Source organism: Variovorax sp. GW821-FHT10B04 (genome assembly GCF_059415645.1).
The window spans coordinates 268,238-287,512 of the sequence record NZ_JBWKNQ010000007.1 but is presented as its reverse complement, the minus strand read 5'-3'; the positions used below and the strand labels follow the sequence as shown (position 1 = coordinate 287,512).

Here is a 19,275-nt window from a genome sequence, read left to right as displayed (position 1 = left end):
AAATACATACACACAGGGATGCCCATGCGTACCAACATCGTGATCGACGACAAGCTCATGGCGGCCGCCATGGAGGCTGGCGGGTTCAGCACCAAGAAGGAAGCGGTGGAAGAGGGCTTGCGCCTGCTGGCACGGCGCAAGTCCTACCAGCAGCTTCTGGCGCTGGGCGGCCAGCTCCAGTGGGCGGGGGACGACAGCGTGGACTGGCGCACGACGCCCGCCGATGCGCTCACCGTGCAGGAGCCTGCTGCGGGCTACGCGGCGGGTGCGACAGGCACCGCAAGCACCGCGAAGAAGGCCCGGCCTGCGGGTCGCTCACGATGATCACGGTCGATTCGAGCGTCTGGATCCAGCATTTCCGCGGGCAGGCGACGCCGGCCGTGGCGCGCTTGCGCGCGCTGCTGCAGGAGGGCATCGAGGACATCGTGCTGCTCGATCTGGTGCTCATGGAGGTACTGCGCGGCTTCGTGCATGACCGCGACTGGCGCCTCGCCCGGACCGCTCTCGCGGCGTTGCCATTGGCCAGCGCCGGAGGCGAGGCCGTGGCCGTTCGCGCGGCCGACCTGTATCGCCGCCAGCGCCGCAGGGGCATCACCATCCGCAGCGCCATCGATCTGATGGTGGCCGCGTGGTGCCTGGAGCACGGTTGCGCGCTGCTGCATGCGGACCGCGACTTCGACGGCATCGACGGACTGGCGGGTGCGCTGTGATGGGGTGGGCTCACGCCGACGGCGTACTTCCCTCCGCGAATGTCCCCCGGCCTGCGGCCTCCTCCTTGATTTCGCTGCGGGAAGCACACCATCGACGTGAGCCTGGGGCGCAATCGTGGCTCATCGGCCGCACAACAACCGCCTCTCCCCGTGCGCAGGGCGCCGGGTGCTCCCCGCAGCGAAATCAAGGAGGAGCCGAAGGCGGGGGACATTCGCGGAGGGGAGTACCCGGTGGCCTGTGCACGCGCCCCGATTGCACGCGTTCCCAACAATGACCGACATGACCTTCACCAAACTCAACCTCACCATCGACGGCGCGATCGCACGCATCTGGCTCGACCAGCCCGACACACGCAACGCCTTCGACGACATCGTCATCGCCGAGCTGACGCAGGCCTTCCTCGAAGCCGGTGCCTCGCCGCAGGTCCGTGCCATCGTGCTGGGCGCCAACGGCCCGGCCTTCTGCGCCGGTGCCAACCTGAACTGGATGCGCCGCATGGCCGACTACACGCGCGACGAGAACGTCGCCGACGCGGGCAAGCTGGCCGAGATGCTGCGCACCATCGCCGAATGCCCGAAGCCGACCGTCGCGCGTGTGCAGGGCGACGTGTACGCCGGCGGCATGGGCCTGGTCGCGGCCTGCGACATGGCGGTCAGCGTCGACACCGCCTGGTACTGCCTGAGCGAGGTCAAGATCGGCCTGATCCCCGCGACCATCAGCCCCTACGTGATCCGCGCGATGGGCGCGCGCGCGTCGCAGCGCTACTTCCTCACGGCCGAGCGCTTCGCTGCGGCCGAGGCGCATCGCATCGGCTTCGTGCACGAGGTCGTCCCGGCCGACGCACTCGACGCCAAGGTCGGCGAGCTGCTGAAGGCGCTGACCGGCGCCAGCCCCGCCGCCGTGCGGGCCTGCAAGACGTTGATCGACGACGTGGCCGGCCGCGAGATCGACGACGCGCTGATCGCGAAAACCGTCGAAGGCATCGCCGACATCCGTGCGAGCGACGAAGGCCGCGAGGGCGTGCAGTCCTTTTTGCAGAAGCGCAAGCCGTCATGGCTGGCATGACCTCGCGAATCGCGCCGCCTTGATGTCCCAACTCGACCTCCCCCAACTGCTCGCGCTGGCTGCCGCCCTCGGCTGGGCCAGCGGCGTTCGGCTGTACCTCGTGGTGCTGCTGACCGGGCTCGCCGGCTACCTGGGCTGGGTGCCGCTGCCCGGTGGCCTGCAGCTCCTCGCGCATCCGATCGTGCTGGCGGTGAGCGGTTTCATGGTCTTCGTCGAGTTCTTCGCCGACAAGATCCCGGGCCTCGACTCGCTCTGGGACATGGTCCACACCGTGATCCGCATTCCGGCCGGCGCGGCGCTGGCCGCCGGCGTGTTCGGCGCCGACCACACGCTGATGGCGCTGGTCGCCGCGTTGCTGGGTGGCGGCTTCGCGGCCACCGCACATGCGGCCAAGGCGACCACGCGCGCCGCCATCAACACCTCGCCCGAGCCCTTCAGCAACGTGGGCGCCTCGCTGGTCGAAGACAGCATGGTGCCGGCCGGGCTCTGGCTCGCGGTCGCGCATCCGCTGGTCTTCGTCGTGCTCTTCGTGCTCGTGCTGATCCTCAGCGTCTGGCTTATCCGCAAGAGCTGGCGCTTTCTCAGTGGCCTGGTGCGCCGCGTGGCGCGCATCTTCAGCGGCAGGCCCGATCCGGGCGTCGTGTCCGCCTTCAAGTTCAAGAAACCCTCTCAGGGAGACAGCCCCCATGTTTAAGAAGATCCTCATCGCCAACCGTGGCGAGATCGCCTGCCGCGTGGCCGCGACCGCGCGCCGCCTGGCCATCCGCACCGTCGCCGTCTATTCCGACGCCGATGCCGACGCCAAGCACGTGCGGGCCTGCGACGAGTCGGTGTACCTCGGCGGCAGCGCGCCGAAGGACAGCTACCTGCGCTGGGAGAAGATCCTCGAGGCCGCCAAGGCCACCGGCGCCGAGGCCATCCACCCCGGCTACGGCTTCCTCAGCGAGAACGAGGAGTTCGCCCAGGCCTGCGCCGACGCCGGCCTGGTCTTCATCGGCCCGCCGCCGTCGGCCATCAAGGATATGGGCCTGAAGGCCGAATCGAAGCAGCTGATGGAAAAGGCCGGCGTGCCGCTGGTGCCCGGCTACCACGGTGCCGACCAGGACCCGGCATTGCTGCAGCGCGAGGCCGACCGCATCGGCTATCCGGTGTTGATCAAGGCCAGCGCGGGCGGCGGCGGCAAGGGCATGCGCGCGGTCGACAAGTCGGCCGACTTCGCCGCGGCGCTCGCGTCGTGCCAGCGCGAGGCGATCAACAGCTTCGGCGACGACGCGGTGCTGATCGAGAAATACGTCCAGCGTCCGCGCCACATCGAGATCCAGGTCTTCGGCGACACGCATGGCGACTGCGTCTACCTGTTCGAGCGCGACTGCTCGGTACAGCGCCGCCACCAGAAAGTGCTCGAGGAAGCGCCCGCGCCCGGCATGACCGCCGCGATGCGCGCCGAGATGGGCGCCGCCGCGGTGGCCGCGGCCAAGGCGGTGAACTACGTCGGCGCGGGCACGGTCGAGTTCATCGTCGAGCAGCGCGACGGCGGTGCGATGACCTTCTTCTTCATGGAGATGAATACGCGGCTGCAAGTGGAGCATCCCGTGACCGAAGCCATCACCGGGCTCGACCTGGTCGAGTGGCAACTGCGCGTCGCGTCCGGCGAGCCGCTGCCGCTGAAGCAGGACCAGCTGAAGATCCACGGCCACGCGATCGAGGCGCGCATCTGCGCCGAGAACCCCGACAACAACTTCCTGCCGGCCACCGGCACGCTGCAGGTCTACCGCAAGCCGGCCGCCGCGTCCTTCGAGCGGGCGCCGGTGCGCATCGACGATGGCGTGCGCGAGGGCGATGTGATCTCGCCCTTCTACGACTCGATGATCGCCAAGCTGATCGTGCATGGCGCGACCCGCGAAGAGGCGCTGTCGCGGCTCGACGTGGCGCTGGCCGAGACGCAGATCGTCGGCCTGGCGACCAACGTGCAGTTCCTGCGCGGCGTGCTGCACACGCCTTCGTTCTCGCAGGCGCAGCTCGACACCGCGCTGATCGAGCGCGAGCGCGCCGTGCTGTTCGACCAGGAGCCGCTGGGCCTGCCGCTGGCGGCCGCCGCGTCGATCGCGCGCACGCTCGTCACCGAGGCGGCGTCCGCATCGGGCGATCCGTTCGCGCGGCGCGACGGTTGGCGCAGCCATGGCGCGTTGCATCGCCGCTTCGACTTCCAGTTCCGCGGTGCCGACGAGAGTGCGGTGCTCGGCTACGGGCGCGACGGCGCGCTGCAGTTGAGCGTCGGCGGCGTGGACGGTCCGCTGGTGGTCGCCAGCCTGCCGGGCGGTGAACTCGAAGTGCGCTTCAACGGCGAGCGGCAGACCGTGCGGGTGCACCAGGCCGACGAGACGGCGCACGTGTTCGCCGCCCGTGGCGCGACCCGCATCGTCGCGATCGACCGGCTGGCCCATGCGGGCGAAGTGCAATCCGAAGGCGGTCGCCTGACCGCGCCGATGCCGGGCAAGGTGGTGTCCTTCGCGGTCAAGGCCGGCGACAAGGTCGCACGCGGCCAGGCGCTGGCCGTGATGGAAGCCATGAAGATGGAGCACACCATCGCGGCGCCGGCCGACGGCACGGTGGAAGAACTGATGTTCACGCCCGGCGAGCAGGTCGCCGAGGGCGACGAGCTGCTGCGGATGGCGGCTGCGGCCTGACGCCGGCGCGTATGACGCATCGCCCGCATCCGTTCCCGCGGCAGTTGCCGAGCGCCGTGTCCGGCCGTCGCGTGCGGCTTGCAGCGCTGACCCTGTTCGCGGCGCTGGCGCTCGCGGCGTGTGGCCGCAAAGAACGCGGCGAGCCGCTGGCTGCGCCGCCCGCCGCACCGATGCAGGCCTCGGCCAGCCTGGGCGCGATGGAAAAGCGGGCGCCTGCGGCGGAGCCGGCCGCGGACGCCGCACCGCTGCAGCGCTTTCTCGCGGTGCGCCAGGAACTGCGCGCCGAAGTCGCGCCCGAGCAGCTCGCCGATGCCTGGGGCAAGGTGCGCGACCTGTGCGGCACGCTGCAGTGCGAACTGCTGTCGTCGTCGCTGCTGCGCGAGACGCCGCAGCAGCCCGGCGAGGGCCAGCTCGAGATGCGCGTGTTGCCGGCCGATGTCGACAAGCTGCTCGGTGGCCTGGCCGGTGTCGCCAGCGTGGTGTCGCACGTCACCACCAGCGAGGACAAGACCGCCGAGGTGATCGACGTCGAGGCCCGCATCCGCAACCGCACCGAGTTCCGCGACAGCCTGCGGCTGATGCTGGGCGACAAGGTCACCAAGCGCACCATGTCCGATCTGCTGGAAATCCAGCGCACGCTGTCGGACACGCAGGCCGAACTCGACGCCAGTGCCACGCAGCGCAAGGTGCTGGCGCAGCAGACCGGCAAGCAGCACATCCAGATCCAGTTCACGCCCAAGCGCTCGCTGGTGCGCGGCGGCGACAGCTACAACCCGATGACCCGCGCGCTGCGCGAGGCCGGCGCGGTGCTTGCCGAAAGCGTGGGCACGCTGATCACCGTCGTCGCCGCGGTGCTGCCGTGGCTCGTGCTGGTGGTGCTGCCGGTCGGCTGGCTGTTGCGCTGGGCCTTGCGCAGGCGCCGGCATTCCAGGGCGGCGTGACCGCGGTGCCGCCTAAGATTCCGGCCATGCGAATCACTGTCTGTCTCACCGATACCCGACCCGATGCCTGGGTCAGCGGCCTGCGCGCGGCCTTGCCTGGCGCGGAGGTCGATGTCTGGGCGCCCGGCGCCCCACCCGCCGACCATGCCGTGGTCTGGGCGCCGCCCCAGGCCTTCATCGACCAGCAGCCCGCCTTGCGCGGGTTGTTCAACATCGGCGCGGGCGTCGATGCGCTCCTCAGGCTGGCACTGCCGCCGCAGACGCGCATCGTGCGGCTCGACGACGCCGGCATGTCGGTGCAGATGGCCGAGTACGTCTGCCATGCGCTGATCCGCCACTTCCGCGAGTTCGACGGCTACGCGGCCGATGCGCGCGAGGCGCGCTGGGGTTACCGCAAGCCGCTGTCGCGGCAGGACTTCCCGGTCGGCGTGATGGGCCTCGGCGCGCTGGGCGAGCGCGTGGCCCGCACCGTCGCGCAGTTCGACTTTCCGGTCAACGGCTGGAGCCGGACGCCGAAGCCGGTCGACGGCATCCGCGGTTTTGCCGGCGCTGAGAACTTCGATGCCTTCCTGGCCGCCAGCCGCGTGCTGGTCTGCCTGCTGCCGCTTACGCCCGACACGCGCGGCGTGATGCGCCGCGAGACGCTCATGAAGCTCCATGGCGGGCGCCCGGGCGGCTACGTCATCAATGTGGCGCGCGGCGCGCACCTGGTCGAGGCCGACCTGATCCCGCTGCTCGACGCCGGCCAGCTCGCCGGCGCCGCGCTCGACGTGTTCGAGACCGAGCCGCTGCCGCCTGCGCATCCGTTCTGGCGGCATCCGAAGATCGAGGTGACGCCGCACGCGTCGGCGCGCACGCTGCGCCAGGAGTCGATCGCGCAGATCGCCGGCAAGATCCGCGCCGTCGAAGCCGGCGCGGGCTTCGACACGCTGGCCGGCGTGGTCGACGCGCGTCGCGGCTACTGATGGGCCGGCTGCTGCGCCAGGGCCGGCACGGCGGGGTACGCGTCCAGCGGGTGCAGCGTCCGGGCGGCATGTTGCGGCGTGAGCAGCGCGATCCAGATGTCCTCGAACATGTGTGGCCGGTGCAGCGACGGCGGGCCGATGCGCTGCGCTTCGAGTTCGCCCAGCAGAAGCTGCGGTGCGAGAACCGTGGTCACGCGCCCGTTGCCGTCGCCGAACGGGTGGGCCAGCAGCAGGCGCTGCGACAGGCCGGCGACGAGCGCCTTCAGGTCGTCCGCGTTCTGCGGGTCGGTGCTCGACAGCGCGCGGCGATGGTCGGCGATGAGGCCATCGATGAACGCGGCGCCGACCTCGGGTTGCAGCGCGGCGCGGCTGATGCGCACGTCGTGCCCGGTGTCCAGCGGGTGCTGGCGCCAGTCGGTGTAGTGGCCGTCCTGCATCGCCGTGACGATGCGGTCGTCGATCGCCATCTGCCACGGATCGATGCCCGGTTTCCCGGTCAAGGTGGCGATGCGCCGGTTGAAGTCCTGCAGGCTGTTCCAGGCCTCGAGGATGCCGTCGACGGTCATGTTGCGGCCGCCCGGCGCGCTGAAGGACAGCGGCTCGCCGAACAGGGCCGAGTCTTTGGCCGCGACGCCGGCGCCGTGCAATTGCCTCATCGAATCGGCACTCAACGGACGGCCCGCCTGCTGCTGGCGCGAGACCTCGCGCAGGCCGTCCATCACGCGTTGCGCATAGTTGGTGTTGCGCAGGTTGAGCAGCGCCGGCATCAGCGGGTTGGCCGGGTCGAGCCCGAAGGCATCTTCCAGCCGTCGCCGCAGCGCCGGTTCATAGACCATCCAGCCCAGGCGATCCGCGGCGTCCGGCGTGTTCGAGAAGAAGGGCAGGCGGCCGACGTCCGCCATGCTGTCGAACAGCGTGCCGAAGTCGACGTTGAAGCCTTGTTCGAGCGAGCTGAGCGCGACCTGTTGCTCGTCGGCAAATTCCCGCCGAAACGCCTGCGGTGCATCGGCCGCCGGCCGCAGGGCGCGCGCCTGGGTCAGCATCTGCCGGCCGGCGTGGCGCGTGCGCTCGTCCGTCTGCGGCCCATCGAGCCGCTGCGCCACGGCACACGCCCAGACCCACTGCAGTGCCAGGGCGGCGTAGGCGTTGTCCAGGCACGGAAGGCAGGTGCCGTCGATGTACCGGTACATGGCCGGCAGCGCCGGCGTCAGCAGGTCGGGCCATGCGGCGGACGTCATGCCGAGCGGGTTCGCCGATGCCGTGAAGATGCCGCGCGCCGCTTCGGGTGGCACGTCGCCCGGCTGCGGCACGCTGCCCAGCGAGCCTCCGTATTCCGTTGCGGACTGCCGTGGCGCATGCGTCGGCGGGTTCTCGATGTCGGCCTGCTGCACCTGGGCGTCGTCGGTGGACTTGCCGGTTGTCTCCCGCGTGCCCGGCATGGCCACGGAAGCGTCGGAAGAAAGATGGTGTGCGCCTGTGGCAGCTTGCATCGCCTGGCCTTGAAAGTAGATGGCCCTGCCCATTCTGGGGAGCACGGCCACCGGCCGCACCCCGCGCGCGAAGTTCGGGCAAAAATCACGAATTGACTGCGCACAACACAACGAAAGACACACCATGAGCCTGCCCCGCAAAGTGAAGATCGTCGACGTCGGCCCGCGCGACGGGCTGCAGAACGAAAAGCAGCCCGTGCCGGCGGAGGTCAAGATCGGCCTCGTGCACCGCCTGCAGGACGCCGGCCTGAAGGAGATCGAGGTCACCAGCTTCGTGAGCCCGAAGTGGGTACCGCAGATGGCCGACAACGCCGAGGTGATGCACGGCATCCACCGCAAGCCCGGCGTGCGCTATTCGGTGCTCACGCCCAACATGAAGGGCTTCGAGGCCGCCATCGCCGCGCCGCGCGCGGAGTGGCCCGACGAGATCGTGGTGTTCGGCGCTGCCAGCGAGGCGTTCAGCCAGCGAAACATCAACTGCTCGATCGCCGAGAGCATCGAGCGCTTCGCGCCGGTGGTCGCCGCGGCGCGCGAGAAGGGCATCTACGTGCGCGGCGCGATGTCGTGTGCGCTCGGCTGCCCGTACGAGGGCGATATCGATCCGTCGCGTGTCGAGATGCTGGCCGGCCTGATGAAAGGCATCGGCGTGCAGCACGTCGGCGTGGCCGACACCATCGGTACCGGCACGCCGGTGAAGGTGCAGCGTGCCGTCGAGGCGACGCTGAAGCACTATGCACTCGACGACGTTTCGGGCCACTACCACGACACCTACGGCCAGGCGCTCGGCAACACGCTGGCGAGCCTGGAGCTGGGCGTGTGGCAGTTCGACACCTCGTCGGCCGGCCTGGGCGGCTGCCCGTATGCGAAGGGCGCGACCGGCAATGTCGCGACCGAAGACGTGGTCTACATGCTGCACGGCATGGGCATCGAGACCGGCATCGATCTCGACCTGCTGATCGACGCGGGCGTGTACATCAGCGAGGCGCTGGGCCGCGAGCCGAATTCGCGGGCGTCGAAGGCGCTGCGGACGAAGCGGGCCGGGTGATGTGCGGCTCCGAACTCCACGCCTTCCCTGAAACGGTCCGGCGCGTCGCGCGCTTCCTGCAGGACGCCGACCATCCGCATTCCCCGCAGATGCTCGACGACGCCGCGCGCACCGCGCAGCAGGCGGCCGACGCGCTCGGCATCGCGGTCGGCCAGATCGCCAAGAGCATCATCTTCCGTCGCAAGTCCGACGACGTCGCCGTGCTGGTCGTGACCTCGGGCGACAAGCGCGTCGACGAGAAGAAGGTCGACGCGATCGTCGGCAAGACTGGCCGGGCCGACGCCGAGTTCGTCAAGGCGAAGACCGGCTTCTCGATCGGCGGCGTGTCGCCGTTCGCGCACGCCACGCCACCGGTCACGCTGATCGACCGCGAGCTGTTCCGCTTCGACGAGATCTGGGCCGCAGCCGGCCATCCACACGCGGTGGTGCGGCTGCGTCCTGCCGATCTCGAACGGCTCACCGGCGCGCCGGTTGCCGACGTGGTGTGACCATGGCGGCCACGCGCGACGCGCTGCACCGGCTCGCGGATCGCGCGGTCGCGGTCGAGTCGCTGGCACAGGACGTGCCATCGCCCTGCAGCTCGGTCTGCCGCATGGATGCGGGCAGCGGCCTGTGCGACGGCTGCCTGCGCACGATCGACGAGATCGCCGGATGGAGCCGGATGGACGACGCGGCCAAGCGCCGCACCTGGCAGGCGATCGCCGTGCGCGCGCAGCCCGGCCTGTGGGCATTCACCGAGTAGCGCCTCGGCATGACGGACAACGAGACGGAGACACCCGCATGAAGCACATCACCTTCTACCTCGACTTCATTTCGCCCTACGCCTACCTGGCGTTCGAACGGCTGCCGGAAGCGCTCGAGGGGCTGAGCTACAGCGTCGACTACAAGCCGGTGCTGCTCGGCGCGCTGATCAAGCATCACGGCCAGCTGGCGCCCGCCGAGATCCCGGCCAAGCGCATCTGGACCTACCGCCAGGTGCTGTGGCTCGGCCACCAGCACGGCATCCCGATCGAGATGCCGGCGTCGCATCCCTACAACCCGCTGCCGCATCTGCGGCTGGCGCTCGGCACCACGCACGACGGCCGCATCAGCCGCCACGTGGCCGAGACGATCTTCCGCGAGGTCTGGCGCGGCGGCGCGGATGCGGGCGACGCCGCGCGGCTGGCGGCGCTCACGGCGCGCCTGCCGCAGGTGCGCGACGGGGCTGGCGACGAGGCCAAGGCGCAGTTGCGTGCCAACACCGACGAGGCCGTGGCGCGCGAGATGTTCGGGCTGCCGGCCTTCGCGGTCGACGGCCTCGTTTTCTGGGGTTTCGACAGCCTGCCGATGCTGCGCGCGGCCGTCGAAGACGACCCGTGGTTCGTCAGCCCGCAGTGGACCGACGCGGCCTCCCGGCCGTCGATGTTGCCGCCGCGGCGATGAATTTCTGCATACTGAAAACGATCGCGCGGGTTTCACCCTAAACCGTCAGTCTCGGTTCAGTTTGGCGAAAGGCTCGGGTCAGTCGCCGCTCCAAGAATGAGGAACGGTCCCACGACAGGGTCCGACAATTCTTAGGAGACAACAATGGCAGCCACACTGGATTCGCGAGGAGTGCCGCACGCGGCTCCCCGGCCCATGTCCTCGGAGGAGAAGAAAGTCATCTTCGCCTCGTCCCTCGGCACGGTGTTCGAGTGGTACGACTTCTACCTGTACGGATCGCTCGCGCCGATCATCGCCCGGCAGTTCTTCAGCGGTCTCGATGCGGGCGCCGCCTTCATCTTCGCGCTGCTGGCCTTCGCGGCCGGCTTCCTGGTGCGGCCCTTCGGCGCCATCGTGTTCGGCCGGCTCGGCGACATGATCGGGCGCAAGTACACCTTCCTGGTAACGATCCTGATCATGGGCCTGTCGACCTTCATCGTCGGCCTGCTGCCCAGCTACGCGACCATCGGCGTCGCGGCGCCGGTGATCCTGATCGCACTGCGCATGCTGCAGGGCCTGGCGCTCGGCGGCGAGTACGGCGGTGCGGCCACCTACGTGGCGGAACATGCGCCGCACGGCAAGCGCGGTGCGTACACCTCCTGGATCCAGACCACGGCGACGCTCGGCCTGTTCCTGAGCCTGCTGGTGATCCTGGGCGTGCGTGTGGGCCTCGGTGAAACCGCCTTTGCCGACTGGGCCTGGCGCATTCCGTTCCTGGTGTCGATCCTGCTGCTGGGCATTTCGGTGTGGATCCGCCTGACGCTGTCGGAATCGCCCGCCTTCCAGAAGATGAAGGCCGAAGGCAAGACGTCGAAGGCACCGCTCGCCGAGTCCTTCGGCCAGTGGAAGAACCTGAAGATCGTGATCCTCGCGCTGCTCGGCCTGACCGCCGGCCAGGCCGTCGTCTGGTATTCGGGCCAGTTCTACTCGCTGTTCTTCCTGACGCAGCAGCTCAAGGTCGACAACACCACGGCCAACCTGATGATCGCGGCCGCACTGCTGATCGGCACGCCCTTCTTCGTGGTCTTCGGCACGCTGTCGGACAAGATCGGCCGCAAGCCGATCATCATGGCCGGCTGCCTGCTGGCCGTCGTGACCTACTTCCCGGTCTTCAAGATGCTGACCGAAGCCGCCAACCCCGACCTCGCGAAGGCCCAGGCCACCGCCGGCGTGACGGTGACCGCCGATCCGGCGACCTGCTCGTTCCAGGGCAACCCGGTGGCACGCGAGATCGACTTCAAGAGCTCGTGCGACATCGCCAAGCGCTACCTGGTGCAGAACTCGGTCAGCTACGACAACATCGCCGGCGCGCCGGGCTCCAAGGCCGTCGTGAAGATCGGTGACAAGACCGTCGAGGCGCCGATCGGCAACGTCGTGAACTCCAAGTTCGACGAAGGTTCGAGCAAGGAAATCGCCGCGTTCAAGAAGGGCGTGGGCGACGACCTGAAGGCCGCTGGCTACCCGAGCAAGGCCGACCCCGCCAAGATGAACAAGGGGATGATGGTCCTGCTGCTGTTCTGGCTGGTGCTGCTGGTGACGATGGTCTACGGCCCGATCGCCGCCATGCTGGTGGAACTGTTCCCGACCCGCATCCGCTACACCTCCATGAGCCTGCCGTACCACATCGGCAACGGCTGGTTCGGCGGCCTGCTGCCGACCACCGCCTTCGCGATCGTGGCGCAGACCGGCAACATGTACAACGGCCTCTGGTACCCGATCATCATCGCGGGCGTCACGCTGGTCATCGGCACGCTCTTCGTGCGCGAGACGAAAGACGTCGACATCTACGCGAACGACTGACCGACCCTTTGCGGAGGGCACTGCCCTCCGTTCAACAAAGAGGCTTCATGCCGCCCTGGCTGCATGAGGCCTTTTTCTTGAACCGCTTTACAACCAGGAGACTTCTCGCATGTGGAAAATCGCCGTCGGCTTCGTCCTTTTCGCCGCCCTTGCCCTGTTCGTGATCATGAAAGCCGGCGACAAGGTCGACATGGGAGGCGAGAAGCACGGGGCGGACGCGCTCCACGCGCCGGAACCGGCGGCCAGCGCGCCGAAATGACGCCCAGGCCGGCCCGGCCGTAGGGCCGGACCGACAGCCAGCTGCGCAAGACCCTGCCACGGCGGTGCCGCGAAGCGGTGCCTAGAATGTTTGCCCCACCCCCAAGGCACGCATGACACAGGGCTCCATCCGGATTCGCGGCGCACGCCAGCACAACCTCCAGAACATCGACCTCGACATCCGCACCGGCGAGATGACGGTGGTCACCGGGCCCAGCGGGTCCGGCAAGTCGAGCCTCGTGTTCGACACGCTCTACGCCGAGGGGCAGCGGCGCTACGTCGAGACCTTCTCGGCGTATGCACGCCAGTTCCTCGACCGCATGGACAAGCCGGCGGTCGACAAGGTCGAGGGCGTGCCGCCCGCGATCGCCATCGACCAGACCAATCCGGTGCGTTCCTCGCGCTCCACGGTCGGCACGATGACCGAGCTCAACGACCACCTGAAGCTGCTCTATGCGCGCGCGGCCCGGCTGTTCGATCGCGACACCGCGCTGCCGGTGCGGCACGATTCGCCGGACACGATCTACGCGACGCTGATGGAGCGCGCCGCCGAAGCGGGCGACCCGCGCATCGTCGTGACCTTCCCGGTGGAGCTGCCGGCCAGCACCACGCCCGACGAGGTCACGCAGTGGCTGTCGGCCAGCGGCTTCACGCGCGTGCAGGCCGAGCGCGAGGTCGCGACGCCGACCGGCCCGCGCAAGGTGCTCGACGTGGTGGCCGACCGCTTCCGGCTCGCAGGCGCCGAGCGCGTGCGCGTGCTGGAGGCGATCGAAACCGGGCTCAAGCGCGGCGTTGGCCGGCTCACCGTGTACGCGATCCCGGCGGAAGAGGGCGCCGAGCCCACCGTCTGGAAATTCTCGACGGGCCTGCACTGCCCGGAGAGCGACATCCGCTACAGCGACCCGATCCCTTCGATGTTCTCGTTCAACTCGGCGGTCGGCGCCTGCGAGACCTGTCGCGGCTTCGGCCGTGTGATCGGCGTCGACTTCGGCCTCGTGATCCCGAACGACAAGCTCACGCTGCGCGCCGGTGCGATCAAGACGATCCAGACGCCGGCCTGGAAGGAAGCGCAGGACGACCTCATGCGCCACGCCGAGACGGCCGGCATCCCGCGCGACACGCCCTGGGCCAAGCTCACGGCCGAGCAGCAGCATTGGGTGATCGAGGGCTCGCCCAACTACACGGGCAAGTGGAACCAGCAGTGGTATGGCATCCGGCGCTTCTTCGGTTACCTGGAGAGCAAGGCCTACAAGATGCACATCCGTGTGCTGCTGTCGAAATACCGCAGCTACACGCCGTGCCCGACCTGCGCCGGTGCGCGGCTCAAGCTCGACAGCCTGCTGTGGCGCATCGGCGGCAAGGCCGACGCGGACGCGGTGCTGGCGCCGTCGAAGCGCTTCATGCCGGTCGGCGTGAAGTGGTCGCGTGAACAGCTGGAGGCGCTGCCGGGGCTGTGCCTGCACGACCTGATGATGTTGCCGATCGAGCGGCTGCGGCGGTTCTTCGATTTGCAGCAGCCCTCACCCCAACCCTCTCCCGCCAGCGGGAGAGGGAGCGGGACGCCGCCCGCGCCACAGGTCGCAGATGCATCCGACTTGCTCCCTCTCCCGCTCGCGGGAGAGGGCCGGGGTGAGGGTCTTCCGCCCGCAGCGAACACCGGCGACACCCAGGCCCTCAAGCTCCTGTTCGAAGAAATCACCACCCGCCTGCGCTACCTGCACGATGTCGGCATCGGCTACCTCACGCTCGACCGCCAGAGCCGCACGCTGAGCGGCGGTGAGGTGCAGCGCATCAACCTCACGACGGCGCTCGGCACCTCGCTGGTCAACACGCTGTTCGTGCTCGACGAGCCCAGCATCGGCCTGCATCCGCGCGACATGGACCGCATCACCCAGGCGATGCTGCGGCTGCGCGACGCCGGCAATACGCTGGTCGTGGTCGAGCACGACCCGGCCGTGATGCTGGCCGCCGACCGCGTGATCGACATGGGCCCCGGCCCCGGCATCCGCGGCGGGCAGATCGTGTTCGACGGCACGACCGACGAACTGCGCAACGCCGCCACGCTGACCGGCGACTACCTCGGCGGCCGCAAGCAGATCGGCATGGGCTTCAAGCGCGCCGTGACCGACGCGACGCCGCGGTTGATCCTCGAAGGCGCGCGCGAGCACAACCTGCAGGACGTGACGGTCGACTTCCCGCTGCAGCGCCTGGTCGTCGTGACCGGCGTGAGCGGCTCGGGCAAGTCGACGCTGGTGCAGGACGTGCTGGCGCCCGCGCTGATGCGCCACTTCGGCAAGGCGACCGAATCGCCTGGCCTGCACGACCGGCTGCTCGGCGCCGACCACCTGAGCGACGTCGTGTTCGTCGACCAGTCGCCGATCGGCAAGACCGCGCGTTCCAACCCGGCCAGCTACGTCGGCGCCTGGGACGCGGTGCGCGAGATCTTCGCGACCGCGGCGCTGTCGCGGCAGCGCGGCTACACCGCGAGCAAGTTCAGCTTCAACAGCGGCGACGGCCGCTGCCCGACCTGCGGCGGCTCCGGCTTCGAGCATGTCGAGATGCAGTTCCTGTCGGACGTGTACCTGCGCTGCCCCGACTGCGACGGCCAGCGCTACCGGCCCGAGATCCTCGAGGTCAGGGTCGAGCGTGGCGGCCGCCTGCTCAACGTGGCCGATGTGCTCGACCTGACCGTGGCCGAGGCCGTGGCGATGTTCTCCGGCGACCGCGACGTGGTTCGCGTGCTGCAGCCGATCGTCGACGTCGGCCTCGATTACGTGAAGCTCGGCCAGCCCGTGCCGACGCTGTCGGGCGGCGAGGCGCAGCGGCTGAAGCTCGCTGGCTTCCTGGCCGAGGCGGCGAAGAACGGCACGGCGAGCCGGCAATCGGTGGCGCGCAAGGGCACGCTGTTCCTGTTCGACGAGCCGACCACCGGCCTGCACTTCGACGACATCGCGCGCCTCATGCGCGCGCTGCGCAAGCTGCTCGACGCCGGACATTCGCTGGTCGTCATCGAGCACAACCTCGACGTGATCCGCGCGAGCGACTGGCTGATCGACCTCGGCCCCGAAGGCGGCGACGGCGGCGGCCAGGTGGTCGCGGTCGGCACGCCCGAACACGTGCGCGAGATGACCGGCACCGCCACCGGTGCGGCGCTGCGCGACTACGAGCTCGCGCTCGGCCCGTCGCGCCATGCGGCGCGCGAACCGCAGCCGCGTGCGCTGCCCGCGATGGGCCGCGACGCGATCCAGATCGTCAATGCGCGCGAGCACAACCTGAAGAACCTCAGCGTCGACATCCCGCGTGGCAAGTTCAGCGTGGTCACCGGCGTGAGCGGCTCGGGCAAGTCGACGCTGGCCTTCGACATCCTGTTCAACGAAGGGCAGCGGCGCTACCTCGAATCGCTCAACGCCTATGCGCGCAGCATCGTGCAGCCTGCGGGCCGGCCCGAGGTCGATGCGGTCTACGGCATTCCGCCGACGGTGGCGATCGAGCAGCGGCTGTCGCGCGGCGGCCGCAAGAGCACGGTCGGCACCACGACGGAGGTCTGGCACTTCCTGCGGCTGCTGTACGTCAAGCTCGGCACGCAGCACTGCATCCACGACGGCGCGGCCGTGCAGCCGCAGACGCCCGACAGCATCGCGGCGCAACTGCTGCGCAACTTCAAGGGCCAGCACATCGGCCTGCTGGCGCCGCTGGTGAGCAACCGCAAGGGCGTCTACACCGAACTGGCCGACTGGGCGCGGCCGCGCGGCTTTACGCACCTGCGGGTGGATGACGGCTTTCTGCCGACCACCAACTTCCCGCGGCTCGACCGCTTCAAGGAACACAGCATCGAGCTGCCGGTGGCGAGCCTCGACGTGTCGGCCGAGAACGAGCCGTTGCTGCGTGCGTCGCTGACCAAGGCGCTGGAACATGGCAAGGGCGTGGTGCACGTGATGAGCGAGCTCGCCGGCCTCGAGGAAGCCATGCTGGCCGGCCTGCCGACCGCGGGCATCGGCCGCACGCAGGTGTTCTCGACACTGCGTGCCTGCCCGATCTGCAGCACCAGCTATGCCGAGCTCGATCCGCGCCTGTTCAGCTACAACAGCAAGCATGGCTGGTGCCCCGATTGCGTGGGCACCGGCGTCAAGCTGACCAAGGACCAGCGCAAGGTCTACGACGACTCGGTGCTGGCCGACGACCAGAAGGGCCGCGAGCAGACCTTTGCCGAACCCGAGGCGGAAGATGTCGGCGACGCGGTCTGCCCGACCTGCGAAGGCACGCGGCTGAATGCGACGGCGCGCGCTGTGAGCTTCGCCGCATCGGCCCATCCGGAGACGCCGGCCGGTGCATTCGGGTCGGCCGGCTCGGGGCCGTACGGCAGCGGCGGCATCGGCATCACCGAGATCGCGCGCATGAGCGTGACCGATATCCGCCAATGGTTCGAAGACCTGGCGCTGGTCGGTCGCGAGGCCGAGATCGCGCGCGACCTCGTGCCCGAGATCAAGAGCCGGCTCGAGTTCCTGGAAGAGGTCGGCCTGGGCTACCTCACGCTGGACCGCGGCGCACCGACGCTGTCAGGCGGCGAGGCGCAGCGCATCCGGCTCGCGGCACAGCTCGGCAGCAACCTGCAGGGCGTGTGCTACGTGCTCGACGAGCCGACCATCGGCCTGCATGCGCGCGACAACCGCATCCTGCTCAACGCGCTGCACAAGCTCGGCGAGAAGGGCAACACGCTGGTGGTGGTCGAACACGACGAGGATACGATCCGCCGCGCCGACCACATCATCGACATCGGCCCGAGCGCGGGCAAGCGTGGCGGCCGGCTGGTCGCCGAAGGCACCGTGGCGGACATCGAGGCCGCCGGCGACTCCCAGACCGGGCGTTACCTGCGCGATGCGATCCGGCATCCGCTGCAGGCGCGGCGGCTCGTGCCGATGCCCGAGCCCGATGCGCCCGATTGGCTGACCGTGCGCGGCGCCGACCTGCACAACCTGCAGGACGTGACCGCCACGCTGCCGCTGCATCGGCTGGTCGCGATCACCGGCGTGAGCGGCTCGGGCAAATCGACGCTGGCGCGCGACGTGCTGCTGGCCAACGTGCAGGCGATCGTGGTCCAGCGCATGACCAAGGCCGGCCGCGACAGCGATGCGGCCGGCAAGCGGCCGGCGTGGAGCGGCTGCCGCGGGGTCGACGGCTACGAGACCATCGACCGCGTGCTCGAGGTCGACCAGACGCCGATCGGCAAGACGCCGCGCAGCTGCCCGGCCACCTACATCGGCTTCTGGGACACCATCCGCAAACTATTCGCCGACACGCTCGAAGCCAAGGCGCGCGGCTATGGCCCGGCGCGCTTCAGCTTCAACACCGGCGAAGGCCGCTGCCCGGGCTGCGAAGGTGCCGGCGTGCGCACCATCGAGATGAGCTTCCTGCCCGACGTGAAGGTGCCGTGCGAGGTCTGCCACGGCGCGCGCTTCAACCCCGAGACGCTGGCCGTGAGCTGGCGCGGCAAGAGCATCGGCGATGTGCTGCAGATGGAGGTCGACGAGGCGGTCGATTTCTTCGCGAGCATGCCGAACATCAGCCACCCGCTGCAGTTGCTGAAGGACGTGGGGCTGGGCTATCTCACGCTCGGCCAGCCGTCGCCGACGCTGAGCGGCGGCGAGGCGCAGCGCATCAAGCTGGTCACCGAACTCAGCAAGGTGCGCGACGACGTCACGCGGCGCGGCCAGAAGGCGCCCCACACGCTGTACGTGCTCGACGAACCGACGGTCGGCCTGCACATGGCCGACGTCGAGAAGCTGATCCACGTGCTGCACCGGCTGGTGAACGGCGGCCACAGCGTGGTGGTGATCGAGCACGACCTCGACGTGATCGCCGAGGCGGACTGGCTGATCGACCTCGGGCCTGAAGGCGGCAACGGTGGTGGCCGCGTGGTGGCGGCCGCACCGCCCGAGGAGGTGGTTCGGCTCGGGACGCACACCGGCGTGGCGCTCGCGCCGGTGCTGGCGCGCTGAGCCTGACCCAGCCGCGGGCCGGGCGGGTGCCAGTCGCCCGACCCGGACCTGAATCTCAGCCGTTGTAAACGGCTTGACATACGGCGCCGCGCGGTCTTCCTAGACTGGCCGCGTGACCACCGCCCTGCGCACCATCCCCCCGGCCAACGCGTCAGACCCCGGCCGTGCGTCCGCGCAGCGCCGGCAGATCGCGCACCACGCAATGCGCACCGGCCTTGGCGATCAGGCCCTGGGCCTGCAGTTCGGCCAGCACGTTCGACGTCATCACCCGGCTCAGGCCGGCGATGTTGGCCATCTCCTGGTGGGTGAAGGGAATGCCGATCACGACGCCGTCCGCCGTGCGTTCGCCGTAGGTGTCGGCCAGTTGCACCAGGTGGTGGATGACGCGCTGTGCCGCGGTGGCCTGGCTCAGCAGCAGGTTCTGGTTGGCGAGCACACGCAGCTTCACGCCCACCAGCCACATCGCCTGCCGCAGGCTCTGCGGATCGTTCTCGAGGCAATGCCTGTACTGGTCGAGTTCGACCTGCTGCGTGACGACGTCCGACGACGCGATGGCCGTGACCGAGTGCCGGCCGTCGAGAAAGGCACTGCACTCGCCGACGAGGCCGTTGGGCCCGACGATCGCCATGTGCTTCTCGTGCCCTGCGGCCGACAGCAGCACGAGCCGGACGCGGCCTTCGCGCACCACATGCACGTGGTGCACCGGCTGGCCTTGCGAGAACACGGTCTGGCCCTTGTCGAAGCGCACCGTGCGCGCGCCGCCGCGCGTCAGCGCGTCCCAACCCATGTGAGGCACCTCGATCCATGCCGACGGCACGGCCGCGGCCGGCATGCCACCGTTCACAGCCACAGATCC

At 69.4% G+C, this 19,275-nt stretch carries 16 protein-coding genes; 14 read left to right on the top strand and 2 right to left on the bottom strand.

The features are described from left to right. The first annotated feature begins 24 nt into the window (after nucleotides 1-24). From AC07PZ_RS19260 to AC07PZ_RS19230, 7 genes are all read left to right on the top strand, one after another. A complete protein-coding gene (locus AC07PZ_RS19260; RefSeq protein WP_495296739.1) occupies nucleotides 25-324 on the top strand; it encodes a type II toxin-antitoxin system VapB family antitoxin in 300 nt (99 codons plus the stop codon). Then, nucleotides 321-710 (top strand): type II toxin-antitoxin system VapC family toxin, encoded by a 390-nt coding sequence (gene vapC / locus AC07PZ_RS19255; RefSeq protein ID WP_495296738.1) that lies wholly within the window; start codon nucleotides 321-323, stop codon nucleotides 708-710. Before AC07PZ_RS19260 ends, vapC begins: the two co-directional genes overlap by 4 nt. A gap of 280 nt (nucleotides 711-990) precedes the next feature. Next, nucleotides 991-1,776 carry an enoyl-CoA hydratase/isomerase family protein gene (locus AC07PZ_RS19250; protein ID WP_495296737.1) on the top strand — a complete coding sequence of 262 codons (786 nt, stop codon included), beginning with the start codon at nucleotides 991-993 and terminating at the stop codon, nucleotides 1,774-1,776. A gap of 22 nt (nucleotides 1,777-1,798) precedes the next feature. Further along, nucleotides 1,799-2,470 (top strand): DUF4126 domain-containing protein, encoded by a 672-nt coding sequence (locus tag AC07PZ_RS19245; protein ID WP_495296736.1) that lies wholly within the window; start codon nucleotides 1,799-1,801, stop codon nucleotides 2,468-2,470. After that, nucleotides 2,463-4,463 (top strand): acetyl-CoA carboxylase biotin carboxylase subunit, encoded by a 2,001-nt coding sequence (locus AC07PZ_RS19240; protein ID WP_495296735.1) that lies wholly within the window; start codon nucleotides 2,463-2,465, stop codon nucleotides 4,461-4,463. Before AC07PZ_RS19245 ends, AC07PZ_RS19240 begins: the two co-directional genes overlap by 8 nt. A gap of 11 nt (nucleotides 4,464-4,474) precedes the next feature. Beyond that, nucleotides 4,475-5,404 (top strand): DUF4349 domain-containing protein, encoded by a 930-nt coding sequence (locus tag AC07PZ_RS19235; RefSeq protein WP_495296734.1) that lies wholly within the window; start codon nucleotides 4,475-4,477, stop codon nucleotides 5,402-5,404. Nucleotides 5,405-5,430: 26 nt separating this feature from the next. Beyond that, a complete protein-coding gene (locus AC07PZ_RS19230; RefSeq protein ID WP_495296733.1) occupies nucleotides 5,431-6,369 on the top strand; it encodes a 2-hydroxyacid dehydrogenase in 939 nt (312 codons plus the stop codon). On the opposite strand, the gene AC07PZ_RS19225 is transcribed toward AC07PZ_RS19230, so the two are convergent. Then, nucleotides 6,363-7,859, bottom strand: a complete 1,497-nt coding sequence (locus AC07PZ_RS19225) for a hypothetical protein (RefSeq protein ID WP_495296732.1) — start codon at nucleotides 7,857-7,859, stop codon at nucleotides 6,363-6,365. The two genes, AC07PZ_RS19230 and AC07PZ_RS19225, sit on opposite strands and share 7 nt — an antisense overlap. Before the next feature lie 124 nt (nucleotides 7,860-7,983). Between AC07PZ_RS19225 and AC07PZ_RS19220 the strand changes: the two genes are divergently transcribed. From AC07PZ_RS19220 to uvrA, 7 genes are all read left to right on the top strand, one after another. Next, the gene (locus tag AC07PZ_RS19220) at nucleotides 7,984-8,904 is read left to right on the top strand and encodes a hydroxymethylglutaryl-CoA lyase (protein WP_495296731.1); all 921 of its coding nucleotides are present in this window, start codon (nucleotides 7,984-7,986) and stop codon (nucleotides 8,902-8,904) included. Further along, the gene (locus AC07PZ_RS19215; protein WP_495296730.1) at nucleotides 8,904-9,392 is read left to right on the top strand and encodes a YbaK/EbsC family protein; all 489 of its coding nucleotides are present in this window, start codon (nucleotides 8,904-8,906) and stop codon (nucleotides 9,390-9,392) included. The genes AC07PZ_RS19220 and AC07PZ_RS19215 overlap by 1 nt, the downstream gene beginning before the upstream one ends. A 2-nt stretch (nucleotides 9,393-9,394) precedes the next feature. Next, entirely contained in the window at nucleotides 9,395-9,646 is a 252-nt protein-coding gene (locus AC07PZ_RS19210; RefSeq protein WP_495296729.1) for a DUF1289 domain-containing protein, read from the top strand. A gap of 38 nt (nucleotides 9,647-9,684) precedes the next feature. Further along, nucleotides 9,685-10,326: a 2-hydroxychromene-2-carboxylate isomerase gene (locus AC07PZ_RS19205; protein WP_495296728.1), complete on the top strand. Its 642-nt coding sequence runs from the start codon at nucleotides 9,685-9,687 to the stop codon at nucleotides 10,324-10,326. Nucleotides 10,327-10,470: 144 nt separating this feature from the next. Continuing rightward, the gene (locus AC07PZ_RS19200) at nucleotides 10,471-12,165 is read left to right on the top strand and encodes an MFS transporter (protein WP_495296727.1); all 1,695 of its coding nucleotides are present in this window, start codon (nucleotides 10,471-10,473) and stop codon (nucleotides 12,163-12,165) included. A 109-nt stretch (nucleotides 12,166-12,274) separates the two neighbouring features. Next, complete coding sequence (locus AC07PZ_RS19195; protein WP_495296726.1) at nucleotides 12,275-12,424, top strand: hypothetical protein; 150 nt, start codon at nucleotides 12,275-12,277, stop codon at nucleotides 12,422-12,424. A gap of 112 nt (nucleotides 12,425-12,536) precedes the next feature. Beyond that, the gene (gene uvrA / locus AC07PZ_RS19190) at nucleotides 12,537-18,419 is read left to right on the top strand and encodes an excinuclease ABC subunit UvrA (protein ID WP_495296725.1); all 5,883 of its coding nucleotides are present in this window, start codon (nucleotides 12,537-12,539) and stop codon (nucleotides 18,417-18,419) included. 151 nt (nucleotides 18,420-18,570) lie between these two features. Here uvrA and AC07PZ_RS19185 read toward each other — a convergent pair whose 3' ends face one another. Beyond that, the gene (locus tag AC07PZ_RS19185; RefSeq protein WP_495296724.1) at nucleotides 18,571-19,263 is read right to left on the bottom strand and encodes a Crp/Fnr family transcriptional regulator; all 693 of its coding nucleotides are present in this window, start codon (nucleotides 19,261-19,263) and stop codon (nucleotides 18,571-18,573) included. Between the last annotated feature and the right edge of the window lie 12 nt (nucleotides 19,264-19,275).

Excerpts from the sequence above, each read along its gene's own strand:
- AC07PZ_RS19210 (WP_495296729.1), top strand. The coding sequence starts at position 9,395 with ATGGCGGCCACGCGCGACGCGCTGCACCGGCTCGCGGATCGCGCGGTC.
- AC07PZ_RS19205 (WP_495296728.1), top strand. The coding sequence starts at position 9,685 with ATGAAGCACATCACCTTCTACCTCGACTTCATTTCGCCCTACGCCTAC.
- AC07PZ_RS19240 (WP_495296735.1), top strand. The coding sequence starts at position 2,463 with ATGTTTAAGAAGATCCTCATCGCCAACCGTGGCGAGATCGCCTGCCGC.
- AC07PZ_RS19220 (WP_495296731.1), top strand. The coding sequence starts at position 7,984 with ATGAGCCTGCCCCGCAAAGTGAAGATCGTCGACGTCGGCCCGCGCGAC.
- AC07PZ_RS19250 (WP_495296737.1), top strand. The coding sequence starts at position 991 with ATGACCTTCACCAAACTCAACCTCACCATCGACGGCGCGATCGCACGC.
- uvrA (WP_495296725.1), top strand. The coding sequence starts at position 12,537 with ATGACACAGGGCTCCATCCGGATTCGCGGCGCACGCCAGCACAACCTC.
- AC07PZ_RS19235 (WP_495296734.1), top strand. The coding sequence starts at position 4,475 with ATGACGCATCGCCCGCATCCGTTCCCGCGGCAGTTGCCGAGCGCCGTG.
- AC07PZ_RS19260 (WP_495296739.1), top strand. The coding sequence starts at position 25 with ATGCGTACCAACATCGTGATCGACGACAAGCTCATGGCGGCCGCCATG.
- AC07PZ_RS19215 (WP_495296730.1), top strand. The coding sequence starts at position 8,904 with ATGTGCGGCTCCGAACTCCACGCCTTCCCTGAAACGGTCCGGCGCGTC.
- AC07PZ_RS19195 (WP_495296726.1), top strand. The coding sequence starts at position 12,275 with ATGTGGAAAATCGCCGTCGGCTTCGTCCTTTTCGCCGCCCTTGCCCTG.
- AC07PZ_RS19230 (WP_495296733.1), top strand. The coding sequence starts at position 5,431 with ATGCGAATCACTGTCTGTCTCACCGATACCCGACCCGATGCCTGGGTC.
- AC07PZ_RS19200 (WP_495296727.1), top strand. The coding sequence starts at position 10,471 with ATGGCAGCCACACTGGATTCGCGAGGAGTGCCGCACGCGGCTCCCCGG.
- AC07PZ_RS19245 (WP_495296736.1), top strand. The coding sequence starts at position 1,799 with ATGTCCCAACTCGACCTCCCCCAACTGCTCGCGCTGGCTGCCGCCCTC.
- vapC (WP_495296738.1), top strand. The coding sequence starts at position 321 with ATGATCACGGTCGATTCGAGCGTCTGGATCCAGCATTTCCGCGGGCAG.
- AC07PZ_RS19225 (WP_495296732.1), bottom strand. The coding sequence starts at position 7,859 with ATGCAAGCTGCCACAGGCGCACACCATCTTTCTTCCGACGCTTCCGTG.